Annotated in this window: 12 protein-coding genes; 6 read left to right on the top strand and 6 right to left on the bottom strand. The window is 70.7% G+C overall.

Annotated features, from left to right (window positions below; all coding sequences use genetic code 11):
• The first annotated feature begins 519 nt into the window (after nt 1-519).
• Complete coding sequence (locus tag VT85_RS19830; protein ID WP_068419337.1) at nt 520-2,031, top strand: DUF4912 domain-containing protein; 1,512 nt, start codon at nt 520-522, stop codon at nt 2,029-2,031.
• 57 nt (nt 2,032-2,088) lie between these two features.
• A complete protein-coding gene (locus VT85_RS19825; protein WP_068419335.1) occupies nt 2,089-3,453 on the top strand; it encodes a 1,4-alpha-glucan branching protein domain-containing protein in 1,365 nt (454 codons plus the stop codon).
• A gap of 7 nt (nt 3,454-3,460) precedes the next feature.
• Here VT85_RS19825 and VT85_RS19820 read toward each other — a convergent pair whose 3' ends face one another.
• Nucleotides 3,461-3,985, bottom strand: coding sequence for a hypothetical protein (locus VT85_RS19820; protein WP_068419333.1), 525 nt, complete (start codon nt 3,983-3,985; stop codon nt 3,461-3,463).
• A 257-nt stretch (nt 3,986-4,242) separates the two neighbouring features.
• Between VT85_RS19820 and der the strand changes: the two genes are divergently transcribed.
• The 3 genes from der (at nt 4,243) to VT85_RS19805 (ending at nt 8,634) form a co-directional block, all read left to right on the top strand.
• A complete protein-coding gene (der, locus tag VT85_RS19815) occupies nt 4,243-5,766 on the top strand; it encodes a ribosome biogenesis GTPase Der (RefSeq protein ID WP_068419331.1) in 1,524 nt (507 codons plus the stop codon).
• A gap of 151 nt (nt 5,767-5,917) precedes the next feature.
• Complete coding sequence (locus tag VT85_RS19810) at nt 5,918-6,820, top strand: sugar phosphate isomerase/epimerase family protein (RefSeq protein WP_068419329.1); 903 nt, start codon at nt 5,918-5,920, stop codon at nt 6,818-6,820.
• 44 nt (nt 6,821-6,864) lie between these two features.
• The gene (locus VT85_RS19805; protein ID WP_068419326.1) at nt 6,865-8,634 is read left to right on the top strand and encodes a DUF4091 domain-containing protein; all 1,770 of its coding nucleotides are present in this window, start codon (nt 6,865-6,867) and stop codon (nt 8,632-8,634) included.
• Nucleotides 8,635-8,660: 26 nt separating this feature from the next.
• On the opposite strand, the gene VT85_RS19800 is transcribed toward VT85_RS19805, so the two are convergent.
• Complete coding sequence (locus VT85_RS19800) at nt 8,661-9,800, bottom strand: sialidase family protein (protein ID WP_082858752.1); 1,140 nt, start codon at nt 9,798-9,800, stop codon at nt 8,661-8,663.
• 133 nt (nt 9,801-9,933) lie between these two features.
• Between VT85_RS19800 and VT85_RS19795 the strand changes: the two genes are divergently transcribed.
• Nucleotides 9,934-11,157, top strand: coding sequence for an MFS transporter (locus tag VT85_RS19795; RefSeq protein ID WP_082858751.1), 1,224 nt, complete (start codon nt 9,934-9,936; stop codon nt 11,155-11,157).
• On the opposite strand, the gene VT85_RS19790 is transcribed toward VT85_RS19795, so the two are convergent.
• Genes VT85_RS19790 through VT85_RS19775 form a run of 4 tightly spaced genes read right to left on the bottom strand, consistent with a single transcriptional unit; the run spans nt 11,129 to nt 15,723 of the window.
• The gene (locus VT85_RS19790) at nt 11,129-12,169 is read right to left on the bottom strand and encodes an ABC transporter permease (RefSeq protein WP_068419319.1); all 1,041 of its coding nucleotides are present in this window, start codon (nt 12,167-12,169) and stop codon (nt 11,129-11,131) included. The genes VT85_RS19795 and VT85_RS19790 overlap by 29 nt on opposite strands.
• Before the next feature lies 1 nt (nt 12,170).
• Nucleotides 12,171-13,691, bottom strand: coding sequence for a sugar ABC transporter ATP-binding protein (locus tag VT85_RS19785; RefSeq protein ID WP_068419316.1), 1,521 nt, complete (start codon nt 13,689-13,691; stop codon nt 12,171-12,173).
• An 11-nt stretch (nt 13,692-13,702) separates the two neighbouring features.
• Nucleotides 13,703-14,692, bottom strand: a complete 990-nt coding sequence (locus VT85_RS19780; RefSeq protein WP_082858750.1) for a sugar ABC transporter substrate-binding protein — start codon at nt 14,690-14,692, stop codon at nt 13,703-13,705.
• Nucleotides 14,689-15,723, bottom strand: coding sequence for a nucleoside hydrolase (locus tag VT85_RS19775; protein WP_068419313.1), 1,035 nt, complete (start codon nt 15,721-15,723; stop codon nt 14,689-14,691). The genes VT85_RS19780 and VT85_RS19775 overlap by 4 nt, the downstream gene beginning before the upstream one ends.
• Nucleotides 15,724-15,964: the final 241 nt, after the last annotated feature.

Raw genomic sequence — 15,964 nt, 5'->3', positions numbered from 1 at the left:
AAAATTGGCTTCGTTCGGCGCATTTGGCGTCGTACCGAAGGTCTTCCCCCCTCGCGGGGGAAGTCAGACCCCGAAGGCCTCAGATGAGGGGGTGACGAGCCGGGAAGCCGTCGGAATCCGCAGTCCGGCCACTCGTGCCACCATCGGTTTCCGTGCTCGTCTTCCCCCTCATCCGGCCCTGCGGGCCACCTTCCCCCGCGAGGGGGGAAGGGATGTCCGGTGCTGGCGCGGGTGATCGGACTTGAGGGCCGCGCACGACTTCAATCGCATTGAGAAAGAGCCGAGGCGCAAGGCGCCCCATCCTGACCGTGCATCCGAAATCCGGGATGGGGAGAGATTCGAAACGCTGTCGCGATCGTCACGATTCGGATAGTCGGCCTCAACGTCGCGGTTTGCCCGATGAGGGGATCCTCGCCAGCTTCGCGGTCGTGTTATAGTTCGCAGGTGAGCGAGCCGGCCCGATTCGCGAGGTCGCGGGGACGGGCGTAGGCGTCTCGGTTCGAGGGGGGATGGTCGCCGATGAGGATCGCCCTGCTGGGGTGGGATCTGGAGCGCGAGGCGATCGACGCCGTCGCCCGCCTCGGCGTCGACGTCGTCGCGTTCACGCGGTGGTTCCCCGGTGAGCCGGAACGCGAGGCTCACCCGGGGTGGCTGGAAACCCGTTGCCCCCACGATATCGGCGGCGGCCCGCGCGACGAGGCTTCGGCGTTCGGGGTCGCGGCGGTCCGCGCGGCGAGCAACTCGGGCCTGGGCTTCGGGTTCGACGTCGTCCACGCGATGGACTGGAAGACCCGACCGGCGGCCGGCGAACTGGCGGCGAGGGGGGAGGGCCAGGGGGTCGTCCTGGCCTCGGAGCGGGCCTCGGAAGAGGACGTCGAGGAGTCTCCGGGCTTCGGTCCGCTCGCGGTGCCCGACGGCTGGATCTGCGACCATCCGTGGGGGGCCGAACGGCTCCGCGCGAGGCTCGCGGTCGACGACGAATCGCCCGTGTTCACGATCACGACGCCGGCCGGCCTGTCGTTCTGGAGCGATCGCGACGGCCCGCGCGAGGGCTCGACCGAAGGCCCTTGCGCGGTGCTGACCTTCCACGCCGGCGACCGATTCTCGGTCCAGGCGATCGTCGAGGGGGTCGCGCTGGCTCGGGAGAAGGCGCCGGGGCTGGTCGCGGCGGTCTTCGGGACCGATCCCCGCTGCGAACGGCTGCGACGGCGATTGAAGACGCGGCGGCTGCTCTCGACCCGATGGGGCGACACCTGCACGCCGAGGAGCGGGCGCTGGAACGGGGCGGTGGCCCAGGCCGCGATCGTGGGGACGGCGGCCGACGACCTGGTGGACGACCCCTTCGCCCGCGCGGCCTGGCTGGTCGGTGCGCCGGTGGTCCCCGTGCGAGGGAAGGATCCCGAGGCGATGGCCCGCACCTTGCTGGACGCCGTGTTCGATCGCGAGCGCCGCGAGGCCGACGTGCGGATCGGCTCGGCGCTGGAGTCTCGCCGCCTGGAGTTCGACGGCGTCGCCGCGCGGTGGCTGGAGGTCTACCGGCGGCTCGTCGATCGCAAGCGGAACGCGGCGGCCTTCGATCCGCCCGAGGTCGGGCGCGCTTCGCCGGACGGCCCGACGGCTCCGTTCCCGGAGCTTCGGTCTCGGCTGTCGCTGATCCCGGTCTCCTGTCGAGAGGCCCTGGCGTCCTGGACGCTCCGTCCCGACGACTGGCGAGGGGCTCTGGAATGGCTGGGGCCGGAGTCCGTGCGGGCGGTGCTGACGATCCGCCTGTTCGACGTGACCGACGTGGCGTTCGACGGCCTGAACGCCCACAGCACCTCCGACGTGGACCTCGGCCCCGGCGAGACCCATCGGACGCTCGCGCTGCCGTTCGACGGCCGCTCCCTGGCCGCCTGCCTGGGCGTGCGGTCGCGCTGGGGGTACTTCCACCCGATCGCCCATTCCCGGATATGCCACCTTCCGCGCGATGCGTCCCCCCCGACGACGACGCCGAGGCGGCTCCGCGTGCTCCCGCGTCGACCGGGCGCCTGACCATCGGAAACCGCCTCGCCAACCGAACCGCATCGCACCGAGGAACGGAACGTCGCCATGCCGTGTCTGGCCCTGGTCCTGGAACTCCACCATCCGCTCCCCGGCCCCGACGAGGTCGCGGGGCCGGACTGGGCGACCGCGGGCGTCGCCGTCGATTGGCCGTTGCTTCGCGCCCTGGACGGGTTCGTCGAGCGGGCCGGCGACGCCTCGATCACCCTGGCGGTCAGCCCGAGCTGGACGGCCCTGGCCGCCGACCCACAGGGCCGGGCGGTCCAGCGCCGTGAGCTGGAACGTCGGGTGCACGCCGGGGAGGCCGATCGGGGCCTGCTGCGATTCTTCGCCACGGCGGGGGACGGCGACGCCCTCCGGCTGCTCCGCCGCTGGAACGCCTCGGGCGCGATCGACCTCGTGCCGACGACCGCCACCCACACCTGGCTCCCCAGCGTCGCGTGCGACCCGATCGTCGCCAGGGCGCAGGTGGGGCTCGCCGCGGTCGACCACGCGCGACGGTTCGAGTCGCCGCCGAGCGGCGTCTGGCTGCCGTTCCTGGGCTACCCGCCGGGCCTGGAGACGACGATGGCCGGGCGGGGCCTGCGGTTTTTCGGGGTGGCCGCCGACGTCTTCCTGCGCGGGACGGTCCTCCCCCCCGGACGGGCGATGGGCCCGATGGTCACGCCGCCTGGGGTCGCCGCGTTCGCGGTCTCGCCCTCCCCGGTCGCCGAGGCGCTCGACCCTCGCGTCGGCTACGGCCAGGATTCGCGATACGCCGACCCGAAGCAGGCCGCGCGGGCGGCGGCCGATCATGCGAAGCATTTTCTCGGCCGCTGGTCCCAGCAGGCGGCGGACGTCCCGCCCGGGGCCGAGGCTCCGGCCGAACGCCTGGGGGTCGCGGCCCTCTCGGCGCACGACCTGGCCCGCGCCTGGCCGTTCGGCGGCGCCGACGCCTGGCTCGCCCGGCTCCTGGAAGGGCTGGCGGGGGGCGAGTTCGGCCGGGCCTCGTCGCTCGACCGCTACCTGTCGCGCAACCCGATCGGTCCCCTCGGCCGCCCCGGCGTGAGCGTCGGCGGCGCCCTCGCGGCGCGTCCCGCCGGCTCGGACCTGTTCGACCGCTGTCGCGCCGCGTCCGACCTGCTGACGTTCGCCGTCGAACGACGGCGCGACCTGACCGCGATCGAGCGCGAGGCCGTCGCCGAGATGGCCCGCCGCCTCGTCCGCGCCCAGCAGGTCGACTGGTCCTACCCGATCGCGGGCGGGCTCGATCCCGAAGCCGGCCTGCGACGGTCCTCGGAGCACCTCGCCCGATTCTACGAGCTGGCCGGCGCCCTCATGGCCGGACGCCTGGACCGCGCCCGGCTCGCCAGGCTGCGCCGCGGCCCCGGCTTCCTGCCCGACCTGGACCTGGACGTCCTCGCCGCCGGTTGACCCCCGTTCAGCCCAGCACGACGAACGCCAGGCCGCACTGGATCGGCCAGGCGATCGCCAGGACGAGCCCGATCCGATTCGGCCAGGCCCCAGCGCCGACCCGGCTCGCCTCCTCGGGGGACGCCGCGACCCAGGTCTGCCAGGTCGTCAGGAAGGCGATCAGCGAGGCCGCCGCCACGCTCCCCGCCATCACCAACGGGTAAACGCCCTCCGCGCCGCCCTGCGTCCCCGCCGATCGGAACACGGCGCCGAGGAGCCAGGGGGTCCCCAGCAGCGCCCAGAGCCGCTCGCCGATCCCCGAAGGCCCGGTCGTCGGTCGGACGAACCGGCGGACCAGATAGACGAACGGCCCGGTCGCGGTCGCGGCCAGCCAGGCGAAGACCAGGCTCGCCCCGATCAGCCCGGCCGTGGACGAGCCCTCCCGCGCCAGCGGCCGGAGCTGGACCGAGGCGACCGCCGAGCCCATCACCAGGGCGGCGCCGTCGAGCAGCGTGAATCGAGTCTCGCTTGGGGGCGTGGTCTCGGCGGCCATCTCCGAGCTTTCGCATTCGTGCGAGGAGGACGGCGTCCGCCGCTGCGACGATCGCGGGGATTTGCGGTGGAGACGCCTCGCATCGTATAATAGCAAGTTGCACAGATAGGTTCGTGTCGCGGCAGAATCGGGTGAATCAGACGGCGCGCGCATCCGGGGTCGACTTCAACAATCAGTCTCCGGTCCTTCTTCGTCAGCCTCCCCGCAACCACGCACGTCGGGCCGCATTCGCTTCGTCTTCGCGGGGAGATCGTCCTATGGCTTTGCCCAAAGTCGTCATCGTGGGCCGGCCCAACGTCGGCAAATCATCGCTCTTCAACTGGCTGGCCGGTCGCCGCATCGCGATCGTCGACGACATCGCGGGGGTGACCCGCGACCGGGTCGGCACGCTCGTCCAGCTCGGGGAGGACGACGACCCCCGCTTCTTCGAGCTGGTCGACACCGGCGGCGTCGGCATCGTCGACCGCGACGACCTGAGCCAGGACGTCGAGCGGCAGATCGACACGGCCATGAACGAGGCCGACCTGATCCTGTTCGTGGTCGACATCCGCGAGGAGCTGATGCCGCTGGACGAGGAGGTCGGCCAGCGTCTGCGCTACCTCAAGACGCCGGTCATCCTGGTGATGAACAAGGCCGACGACCCGATCTTCGACGACCGCGGGGGCGAGTTCTACAAGCTCGGCCGGGGCAAGCCGATCGCCGTATCGACGCACCAGAACCGCAACAAGAAGCAGCTCCTGCGGCTGATCGAGAAACTCCTGCCCTGGGAGGAGACCCAGAGGCCGGCCGACGCCGCGATGAAGATCGCCGTGGTGGGCCGCCCCAACACCGGCAAGTCGACGTTCATCAACACGCTGGCGCAGGCCGAGCGGATGATCGTCTCGGAGCGGCCCGGTACCACGCGGGACTCGGTCGACGTCCACTTCGAGCTGGACGGCCTGCCGTTCATGGCGATCGACACGGCGGGCGTGAAGCGCAAGGCCAAGATCCGCGACGACCTGGACTTCTACTCGGTCCACCGCGCCGAACGCTCGATCCGCCGGGCCGACGTGGTCTACCTGTTCCTCGACCCCACGCAGGGGATCAGCCGGCTGGACAAGCAGCTGGCCGACTACATCGCCAAGGAATACAAGCCCTGCATCTTCGTGATCAACAAGTGGGACTTGATGCTCGCCGACGAGGAGGCCCAGGCCGAGGGCCGCGCGGGCATGACCCGGTTCGCGCACGTCGTCCAGCACGCCTTCCGCAACATGAGCTACATGCCGATGGCGTTCATCACGGCCAAGACCGGGAAGAACGTCAAGTCGCTGCTGAACCTCTCGCAGTCGCTGTTCAAGCAGGCGAACCGCCGCATCAGCACCGGGACGCTCAACCGGGTGCTCCGCGAGGCCGTCGCCGCGCACCCGCCGTCGATGCGCGAGAACCGCGCCCCGCGGATCTACTACGCGACCCAGGTGGGCGAGGCCCCGCCGACCGTCGTCCTGTTCGTGAACAGCCCCCGGCTGTTCGACGCCACCTACCTCCGCTATCTGCTGAACATCTTCCGCGAGAAGCTGCCGTTCCGCGACGTGCCGATCAAGCTCTACATGCGCGCCCGTAAGCAGACCGAGGCCGGCGAGCGCAGGCCCCGCCGCGAGGCGGAGGCGGGCGTGGGCGAGGACTGGGTGGACGTGGACTACCACGCGCTTCCCGGCGAGAAGGCCGGCAACGCGGTCGAGCACGAGGAGGTCCGGTTCATCAACCGCGAGGTGAACGAACTGCTCTCCGACCTCGACGACTGACGCGGGCGTCTGGGGGTTCCGGGAATTCCGGTGGGGCGTGGCGAGGCGCCCCCCGTCCCGTTACATTCGGTGACATGAGGCCGGCGGGCGCGGGGATTCCGCTCCCGCCCCGTCCCACCCCCTCGGTCGCCCCGCCTGGAGGCCCCTCGCCATGAACGATCATCGTCGCGGATTCCTGCGCCGGTCCCTGCTCGCCGCGGCCGTCGCGCCGGCCGTGCTGCGGCCCGCCGCCGCCCTGGCCATCCCCCCGCTCACCCGCAAGCGCCCCAGCCATCTGAAGCTGAGCATCGCCGCGTACTCGTACCGCCAGCTGCTGACGGCCAAGCCGCCGCAGATGGACATGTTCGGATTCGTCGACCTGGCCGCGGACCTCGGCTTCGACGCCGTCGAGGCCACCTCGTACTACTTCCCGGCCACGGCCGACGACGCCTATTTCGCCCGGTTCAAGCGGCACGCGTTCCTCGAAGGCCTGGACGTCTCCGGGACGGCCATCGGCAACAACTTCTGCGTCCCGGCGGGCGAGAAGCGGGCCGAGCAGGTCGCGAATACGAAGCAGTGGATCGACCGCGCCGCGCTGTTCGGCGCCCCGGTGATCCGCGTCTTCGCCGGCAACGTCCCCAAGGACTCGACCGAGGACGCCGCCTTCGGCTGGGTCGTCGAGTGCATGAACGAGGTCCTGCCCTACGCCGAGTCCAAGGGGATCGTGCTGGCGCTCGAGAACCACGGCGGCATCACCGCGAGGCCCGAGCAGCTCCTGAAGTTCGTCCAGGCGATCGACCACCCGAACTTCGGCGTGAACCTGGACACCGCCAACTTCCGGGGCGAGGACCCGTACGCCGACATCGCGCAGCTCGCCCCGTACGCGGTCAACGTCCAGGTCAAGACGGAGATCCATCGCGCGGGGGGGAAGACCGAGGAGGCCGACTTCGGCAAGATCGTCGACATCCTCATCGGGGCCCTCTATTCCGGCTACGTCGTGATCGAGTACGAGGCCAAGGAAGATCCGATGACCGCCATCCCGCGCTACGCCGCGAAGATGCGCAACCTGATCTGATCATCCTTCGATACGTCGGCGGGCCTCGTCCCGGAAGGTGGAACATGACACGCGTCGCCCTCGTCCTCGGCCTCTCGCTTGCGATCATGCTCGTCCCGCCGGGCGCCCCGAAGGCGTTCGGCGGCGACGAGGGGGCCGACGCCGTTTCGGGGCCGATCCACAAGCGGGTCGGCGAGGCCGGCGCGCCGGTCGCCTACTGGCTGGAGTCCTCGCTCAAGCGGGTCTATCCCGCGTCGAAGCCGGGGGCCGCGTCTCATCGCCTGGCGATCCCTCGCAACGGCAAGGCGTCGTTCCAGGTCTGCGTCCGCAATGAGAGTTCGGCGTACATCGGGTTCGACTGCTCGGTGGTCGACGCCGACGATCTCGCGCCCCAGGTCCGGCTTGTCGGCCTCGTCCCCATGCCGCACTTCACGCCCGCGACCGACTCGGCGGAGCTGGAGGGGGTGGAGCACGGCCCCGGCCTCGTCCCCGATCCGCTGCTTCCCGAGACGAGGGTCGCGCTCGGCCCGTTCGAGACGCGCTCGTTCTGGGTCTCGCTGAGGGCGCCCGCCGACGCCCGCCCGGGGCGTCGCACGCTCACCGCGCGGATCGTCCCCTGGGGCGGCAAGGATGCGGACGTCGCCGCGATGCCCGTCGAACTGGACGTGTCGGAGCTGGTCGTCGCCCCCCGGCGCGACTTCCCCGTCATCCACTGGTGGCGCGGCGAGGCGACCTGGGACTACTACAAGACCGGCCGGTTCGACGAACGCTGGTGGGAGCTGACCCGCGACCAGCTCCGCAACATGTTCGACCACGGCTCGGACGTGGTCTCCGTGCCGCTGCTGGTGGCCCGCCGCGAGCCGTTCGAGCGGCCCTGCCAACTCCTGGAGGTTGACGAGCCCGAGCCCGGCAAGTATCGGTTCGACTGGGAGCGGACCCGGCGGTTCGTCGCCATGTGCCGCGAGATCGGCTTCAAGAAATTCGAATGGTCTCACCTGTGGATCTACTGGGGCGCCGAGAACCCCGTCCGGGTCTACACGCGGAAGGACGACCGATTCGTCATGCTCTGGCCGCCCGAGATCAGCGGCTACTCGGACGTCTTCCTCAACTTCCTCGACCAGTTCCTGCCCGAGTTCCACGCCTTCCTCACGGCCGAGGACCTGCTCGACGGCTCGTACTTCCACCTCTCCGACGAGCCGGGCGAGGGGCAGCACATCGCCAACTACAAGCGAGCCCGCCAGATCCTCCGCGAGAAGGCGCCGTGGATGAAGGGGAAGGTCATGGACGCTCTGAGCTCGATCGAGTACGGACGCGAAGGATTGACCGACATCCCGATCCCGCTCGTCAGCGCGGCCCAGGCGTACATCGACGCCGGCATCCCCCACTGGGTCTACTACTGCTGCGCCCCGACGGGGCCGTGGCTGAACCGCTTCCTCGACACGCCGCTCTCCAAGATCCGCATGTCCGGCCCGCTGTTCTACCGGCTGGGCGCGAAGGGGTTCCTGCACTGGGGCTTCAATTACTGGCACCTGATGGAGCGCGAGGCGATCGGCGACCCCTTCCACGACGCCTCCAACGGCGCGTGGCCGAACATCCCCTACGGCGACCCCTTCATGATCTATCCGGGGAAGGACGGCCCGCTCGACTCGATCCGATGGGAGGTCTTCGCCGAGTCGCTCCAGGACTACGCCGTCCTCCAGACCGCCGGCGTCCGCCCGGACGACCCGCGTCTGGCGGACCTGAAGTCCTACGCCGACTTCCCCAAGGACGACTCCTGGATCCATCGGACGATCGACGCCCTCCTCAAGGCCGCGCCCGATTCGGCGCGGCCCTGAGGCGGCGGGGCCGCCCGGGGCCTCCGTCAGGGGTTGGACTTCGCCATCGCGTCCAGCTCGTCGAGCTTGAGGCGGACGGAGACGATGTAGGGCTTCTCGCCTTCGGTCCAGTGGCCGTAGGTAGTGGCGACGAACGTGCCGTCCGGCAGCACTTCCACGCCGGGGTAGGCGCAGTCCCACTGGTGATGGTTGTCCATCAGGCGGACCTTGTACTGGCCGTCGCGACCGGAGACGACGTCGTCGTAAGTGCCGACCCAGGCGACCCAGTCGCCCTGCGTGGGGCTCCCCTTGGCGGTGTCTCGGAACGAGAGGAGGAGGCGGCCGTCGGGGGCGTACTTGCCGGCGTGGCGGTCGCCGGTGAGTGAGAGGGGAAGCTCGCGGGGCTTCGACCAGGTCTCGCCCTCGTCGTCCGAGGTGATCAGGTGGGAGTTCTTCTTGCGGGAGTTCTCGCGGAGCAAGACGGCGAGCTGCTTGCCGTCGGGCGATCGGATCAGGCCGGGCTCGCAAAGGTCGAGCGCGTCGTCCTCGGCGATCACGACCGGCTCTCCCCAGGTCAGTCCGCCGTCCTTCGAGAGCGTCTTGAAGACGCGGAATTTCCCGGCCTTTCCGCCGTCGTGCAGGAATCGGCCGTCGTCGTGGAAGAGGGCCATGTAGGAGCCGTCCTTGAGACGCTCGGCGCTCGCCATGGCGACGATGCCGCCGAAGTCGCCGATCTTCGCGAGCGGGGTCCAGGTCGCGCCGTCGTCCTCGCTGACCGCGAGCCGGATCGGGTAGAGGCCCGAGAAGAGGATGAGCCGCTTCTTGCCCTGGGCGTCGACCGTGCGGTGGATCGTGGGGGTCTCCAGCGAGGTCGTCCAGTTCTCGGGGGTGGGAAGCCGGTCGGACCAGGTCAGGCCGCCGTCGCCGCTCCGCTTCAGGATGATCGGGCCCTTGCCGTGGCCCTTGGGGTAGACGATCACGATCGTCTTTCCGTCTTCGAGCAGGACCGTCGTCGGATGTCCGAGGTACTGGCCCGGCTCGCGGTCCACGATCACCTGACGCCGAGACTGGCCGGCCAGGTCGAGGAATCGGACTCCGTCCGTCGACGTCGGCTGCGCCGGGGCGGCCGTGGCGGCGAGGCAGGCCAGCAAGCCGAGGAGGGGGGCGAGCGGTTTCCTGGATGGCATGGAGGCGACTCCCTGGGGCCTTGAGTTGACGAGGTTCCTAGAATCGGGGATAGGCCTCGCGGGCCGGGCGGGCGGGGTCGATCCCGGCGTCGCCGGCCCGCATCTCCCTGGCGGCGGGTTTGATCCCGGAAACATGATCGCACGTCGGACCGTCTGGATCATGGCGATCGGCAGCGGGTTGTCGGTCGCCAACCTCTACTATAGCCAACCGCTGCTGGAACGCATCGCCGACGACTTCTCGGTCTCGGCGTCGCGGATGGGGATCGTCTCGACCGTGACGCAGGTCGGCTACGGCCTGGGGATGCTGGCGCTCGCCCCGTTGGGGGACCTGCTGGAGCGCCGGAAGCTGATCGTGGCGTTGCTCGGGGCGACCGCCCTGACGCTCGCCGCGGTGGCCGCGTCGCCGAGCTTCGCCTGGCTGGCGGCGGCGAGTTTCGCGATGGGGGCGGCCACGGTCACCCCCCAGATCATCATCCCGTTCGCGGCGGCGATCGCCGAGCCGCACGAGCGCGGGAAGGTCGTCGGCACGGTGATGAGCGGGCTCCTGATCGGGATCCTGCTGGCGAGGACGGCCAGCGGCTTCCTCGGCTCGCACCTGGGCTGGCGGGCGGTCTTCTGGTTGGCGGCGGCACTCATGGTGGGCCTGATGGGCGTGATGGCGAAGGCGATGCCGAGATCGACGCCCACGCTCGCGGGGGGGTCGTACGGGTCGCTGATGCGGTCGCTCGGGGGGCTGGTGCGCGACCTGCCGGCGCTTCGGAGTTCGGCGCTGTTCGGCGGGCTGGCGTTCGCGTCGTTCAGCGTCTTCTGGACGGTCCTGGCGTTCCACCTGGCGGGGCCGCCGTTCGGGTACGGCAGCGACGTGGTGGGGCTGTTCGGGCTGGTCGGCGCCGCCGGGGCGCTGGCCGCGCCGCTGGTCGGCTCGTTCGCCGACCGTCGCGGCTCGAGGTGGTCGATCGGTTCGGGGCTGTTGTTGATGCTCTCGGCTTACGTCATCCTGGGCGTGTTCGGGGGGAGCCTGACGGGGCTGGTGGTCGGCGTCTTGCTGCTGGACGTCGGCACGCAGTGCAACCACATCTCCAACCAGACGCGGATCTACGGCCTCATGCCGGAGGCGCGGAGCCGGCTGAACACGGTCTACATGGTCGCGTTCTTCTTCGGCGGGGCGCTCGGCTCGGCGGCGGGGGCCGCGGCCTGGCCCCGCTACGGCTGGCCCGGCGCGTGCGCCGTGGGGGCGGTGTTCGTCGTCGCGGCGCTCGGCGTCTTCCTCGCGACCAGGTGGGATCGGCCGACGTTCGTCGGCGGCGTCGGCGACGGGTCGGGGGTCGTCACACCGGGAGCCGCGGCTTCCGGCTGAAGCGGCCCGCCGTCCGCCGGATCGTGTCTCCCCAGCTCCGGCGGTGGACGTCGGCCACGACGGCCAGCACGATCACCGCGCCGGAGATCAGCCGCTTGGAGGGCTCGGTCGCGCCGACGTGGTCCAGGCCCGTCTGCAGGACGGCGATGATCAGGACGCCGAGGAAGCTCCGCAGCACCGACCCCCGCCCGCCCATCAGGCTCGTCCCGCCGATGACCACCGCGGCGATCGCCCCCAGCTCCATCCCCACGCCGCCGTTGGGGTCGGCCGAGGAGACCCGCGAGACCTGGAACACGGCCGCGATCGCCGCGCACAGGCCCGAAAGGACGAACGTCAGGAGCTTCGTCGGCCTCGGGTCGACGCCCGAGAGCCGCACGGCCTCCTCGTTGGTGCCGATCGCGACCATGTAGCGCCCCAGCACCGTCCGCGTCAGCAGGACGTGCCCCGCGGCCACCAGCCCGAGCGCGATCAGGAAGCTCGTCGAGGCCCCCAGCCCCGGCAGCGGCCTTGCCAGCCACTCGATCCGGGGGCCGACGTACTTCGTCTCCGACTTCGTCAGCAGGTAGGTCGCCCCTCGGGCCGATTCGAGCATGCCGAGCGTGACGATGAACGACGGGATCGACCAGTGCACGGAAATGAATCCGTTGACCAGTCCGCAGGCCGCCCCCATGGCCAGGCAGGCCGCCAGCGCCACCGGGAACGGGACGTTCCAGTCGACGATCGCGATGCCGAGCACGGCCCCGCAGAGGGCCATCACCGAGCCCACCGAGAGGTCGATCCCGCCGATCACCAGCACCAGGGTCATGCCGACGGCCATCACGGTCAGGTCGGCGAACTGGTTGACGATCGTCTTGACCGTCTGGGCCGACCAGAAGTGGTTGCTGAGCGTCCCGAACAGGCCCGCCAGCGCCGCCAGGACGACGATCATGCCGACGACGTCGCCCACGCCCCGCCAGCTCGCCAGTCGCGGGCTCTCGGCCCATTTCTCGGTTCCGGTCGTCGCGTCGCTCATGTCAGCCGTCCGCCCCCGCTCGATTCGTGTAGCCCTGGAACGCCGCGGCGAGCAGCTTCTCCTCCGACCATTCGCCGCGCGCGAAGGTCGCGACCAATCGCCCGGCCGAGATCACCGCGATCCGGTCGCAGATCAAAAGCAGCTCCTCGACCTCGCTCGACACGACGACCACCCCCGCGCCCCGCGCCGCGGCCTCGTCGATCAGGTGGTAGACCGCGAACTTGGCGGCGACGTCGATCCCCCGCGTCGGCTCGTCGAACAGCATCACGCGGGGCTCGCGCAGGAGCCAGCGGCCGACGACCACCTTCTGCTGATTGCCACCGCTGAGCTGCTCCACCGGCTGCTCCAGCGAATGGCAGGCGAGCTGCACGCGCCTCCCCGTCGCGACCGCGTCGGCGCGTTCGCGACGGGCCCGCAGGAATCCCAGAGGGCCGCGATAAGGCTTCGTCCGGCCGAGCGTCAGGTTCATCCGGATCGAGCGGGGGAGCAGGAGCCCTTCGGCCTTGCGGTCCTCGGGGACCAGGCCCAGGCCCGCCGCGACGGCCTGCCGGGGCTCGCGGAAGCGGGCCGGCGCCGCGCCCGCGACGGAGACGTCGCCCGAGTCGGCCGGATCGGCGCCGAAGATCGCGCGAAGCAGCTCGGTCCGGCCCGAGCCGACGAGCCCGGAGACGCCCAGCACCTCGCCGGCGTGCAGGTCGAAGCTCACGTCGCGGACCCGGTCGCCGCGCGAGAGGTTGCGGACCCGGAGGACGACCTCGCCGGGCGTCCGGGCGTGGCGGAACTCGTCGCGCGAGGGGTTCGAGCCGACCATCAGGCGGACGGCCTCGTCCAGGTCCAGCTCGGACGCGGGCCGGGTCGCCACGAGGTCGCCGTCGCGCAGGACGCTGATGCGGTCGGCGATCCGTCGGACCTCGTCGAGGCGATGGCTGATATAAACGATCGCGGCTCCCTGCCGCTTGAGCCGGGCGATGTTCTCGAACAGGCGGTCGACCTGCGGGGCGGTGAGCGCGGCCGTCGGCTCGTCGAGGATCAGGACCCGACAGGGGCGTTCGAGGCTGCGTGCGATCTCGACGAGCTGCTGCTCGCCCACGCCCAGCCGCGAGGTCGGCGTCTCGGGGTCGACGGAATCCAGGCCGACCCGCGCCAGCGCCCTGGCGGCGTCGCGGCGGAGGGCGCGGAAGCGGACGAGGCCGAACCGGGTCGGCAGGCGGTCGAGGAACAGGTTCTCGGCCACGGTCAGGGTGGGGAGGAGCGTCAGCTCTTGCTGGACGATCTGCACGCCCAGGGCCTCGGCGCGATGCTTGGCGCCCGGCCGGTAGGGGACGCCGTCCAGCTCCATCGCGCCGGAGTCGGGCTCGCCGAGGCCCGCGACGATCCGCGCGAGGGTGCTCTTGCCGGCCCCGTTCGCCCCCATCAGGGCGTGGACCTCGCCCGGATGCAGGTCGAGGTCCACGGCCCGGAGCACCGGCGCGGCGTAGCTCTTGCTCAGCCCTCGGATCGACAGCAAGGGGGGGCCGCTCATCTCAGCTCGGCTCACTTCTTGACCACGAGGTCGACGGGCGTCGTGCGGTCGGCGGGCGTCTCCTTCTTGTCGATCACGTCGAGCGCGCACTCGAGGCCGAATACGGCGAGCTGATCGGCGTGCTGGTCGATCGTGGCGAGGATCGCCCCTTCGTCGATCGCCGTCCGCACGGCGGCGATGCCGTCGTAGCCGATGATCTGGACCTGGCCGGATCGCCCGGCGGCCTTGACCGCCGCGAGCGCGCCCAGGGCCATGCTGTCGTTGCAGCACATCAGGGCCTTGATCTCGGGGTGCTCGCTGAGCATGGCCGAGGCCACGCGATTCGCCTGGGCGATCTCCCACTGGGCGCTCTGGGAGTCGACGATCTTGAGGTCGGCGGCCTTCGCGGCGTCCTGGAAGCCGAGGAGCCGCTGCTGGCCGTTGAACGCCGTCTTGAGCCCCTCGACGATCGCCACGGGGTCGCCCGGCTTGAGCTTTGAAGCCAGGAGGTCGCCCGCCAGCCTGGCCCCCGCGCGGTTGTCGGGGCCGACGAACGGGATCTTGACGCCTTGCTCGACGAGCACCGCCTCGTCCAGCTTGTTGTCGATGTTGACGACGACGATCCCGGCCTCCTGGGCCCGCCGGCAGGCCGAGACGAGGGCCTTGGAGTCGGCCGGGGCGATGACGATCGCGGCGACCTTCTGGCCGATCATCTCGTCGACGAGCGAGACCTGGCGGGCGATGTCGCGCTCGTCCTTGATGCCGTTGACGATCAGGTCGAAGCGGTCGGCGTGCTCCTTCTGGTACGTCTTGGCGCCCTCGGCCATGACGGCGAAGAACTCGTTCGCCAGCGACTTCATGATGAGCGCGATCCGAGGCTTGCCGGGCGTCGCCGGGGCGGGCGAGGCCGAGCCCGAGCCCGAAGGCGTGGTCGGGGCCTCGGCGGGTTCGCCGCCGCAGCCGACGAGGGCGGCCAGGGCGAGGGATGCGGCGAGGGTCGAGAGCGTTCGGAGGGTCCTCACTGCCGGGCTCCTTCGCGATGGTCCGGGGGCTGGCTGGAGAGCTGGACGAGCGCCTCCAGGACGCGGGCCTTCTGGGCCTCGTCGCGGAGGATCAGGTAGCGGCTGCGGCCGTTCGCGTCGTCGACGTGCTTCGAGAAGCCGTCCTTCTCGATCGTCACGGTGACCGGCCTGGAGACGTCGAAGTAGCCCCGGTCGGGATGGACCGCGTAGAGGACGCTGGTCAGGTCCCAGGTCGGCCGGTTGTGCGGCGGCGGATTGTAGAGGATGTAGGACTCGGCCAGCGGATGGTGCTTCACGTAGCCGTAATCGCGCTCGATGCTGGTCGCGGGGTAGGGGAGGGCGATGCCGATCTCGAAGCCGCTGAAGACCATCTCGGTCGGCCACTTCTCCACGAGGCTGGCGCAGCTCGGGACGTCCTTGATCACGTTGTATTCGATGTAGTGGGCGTTGCCGTCGATGGGCTGGAACGAGCCGGCCATGAGCGACAGGAACTTGACCTTGGCCCGCACCAGCTCGGCGCCGGTGAGGGGCGAATATTCGTCGCCGGGGGTCTCCAGGAGCCGGGCCAGGTTGGTCGAAAAGCCGACCTGGGCGACGACGACCGACTTGTCGGGCCGGGCCGCCAGGGCCTTGCGGAGGACGGCCGTCGCCGGCGGGGCCGTGGTCAGGTCGTGGGGGTATCGAGGCTTGCCGTCGTCGAGCTGGTCGACCATCGGCAGGTACTTGCCGTCTTCCTTCGCCCCGCCTTCGCCGACGACGCCGACCGGGACCTGGCCGCGACCGTAGAAGGTGTTGACCAGGTCGACGAACGGGGCGGCCTTCGGGTTGTCGACGCTGACCGTGACCGCGAGCAGCTTGCACTCGCCCCGCGATTCGAGGGCGTGGATCATCCCCAGCGCCAGGACGTCGTCGACGTCGCCGCAGATGTCCGTGTCGAAGATCAAGCCGACGGGCTCGTCGGCCCTCGACGTGGGGATCGCGGCGGCGAGCAGCGAGGCTCCCGCGATCAAGGTGGTCCAGACGCGTCGCATCGCAATCGTCCTCATGAAGAAGGCCCGACCCAGGCCGTTCGGGAAGGTGGAGGGACGGGGATACTCTATGTCAGCCCCGGCGGACGGGCAAGGCCCCGGGGGGTCGCCGCGACTCGCGACGGTTGCGCCGCTTCGGGGGGATCGATCCGTCGTTTGCGCCGGGGTCGCGTCTCGCAAACCGGCGGAGACTGCCGTATCCTGGCGGAGATCGACCGCCGGCGCCGTATTCGCCGGCGCGAGC

This window comes from Planctomyces sp. SH-PL62 (genome assembly GCF_001610895.1).
Lineage (GTDB): Bacteria > Planctomycetota > Planctomycetia > Isosphaerales > Isosphaeraceae > Paludisphaera.
Note: the sequence above shows the minus strand (reverse complement) of the source record. Positions and strands in the feature narration are given on the sequence as shown.

Bases quoted from the DNA above. Each gene is read 5' to 3' on its own strand.
- VT85_RS19830 (WP_068419337.1), top strand. From the start codon at position 520: ATGAGGATCGCCCTGCTGGGGTGGGATCTGGAGCGCGAGGCGATCGAC.
- VT85_RS19825 (WP_068419335.1), top strand. From the start codon at position 2,089: ATGCCGTGTCTGGCCCTGGTCCTGGAACTCCACCATCCGCTCCCCGGC.
- VT85_RS19820 (WP_068419333.1), bottom strand. From the start codon at position 3,985: ATGGCCGCCGAGACCACGCCCCCAAGCGAGACTCGATTCACGCTGCTC.
- der (WP_068419331.1), top strand. From the start codon at position 4,243: ATGGCTTTGCCCAAAGTCGTCATCGTGGGCCGGCCCAACGTCGGCAAA.
- VT85_RS19810 (WP_068419329.1), top strand. From the start codon at position 5,918: ATGAACGATCATCGTCGCGGATTCCTGCGCCGGTCCCTGCTCGCCGCG.
- VT85_RS19805 (WP_068419326.1), top strand. From the start codon at position 6,865: ATGACACGCGTCGCCCTCGTCCTCGGCCTCTCGCTTGCGATCATGCTC.
- VT85_RS19800 (WP_082858752.1), bottom strand. From the start codon at position 9,800: ATGCCATCCAGGAAACCGCTCGCCCCCCTCCTCGGCTTGCTGGCCTGC.
- VT85_RS19795 (WP_082858751.1), top strand. From the start codon at position 9,934: ATGATCGCACGTCGGACCGTCTGGATCATGGCGATCGGCAGCGGGTTG.
- VT85_RS19790 (WP_068419319.1), bottom strand. From the start codon at position 12,169: ATGAGCGACGCGACGACCGGAACCGAGAAATGGGCCGAGAGCCCGCGA.
- VT85_RS19785 (WP_068419316.1), bottom strand. From the start codon at position 13,691: ATGAGCGGCCCCCCCTTGCTGTCGATCCGAGGGCTGAGCAAGAGCTAC.
- VT85_RS19775 (WP_068419313.1), bottom strand. From the start codon at position 15,723: ATGCGACGCGTCTGGACCACCTTGATCGCGGGAGCCTCGCTGCTCGCC.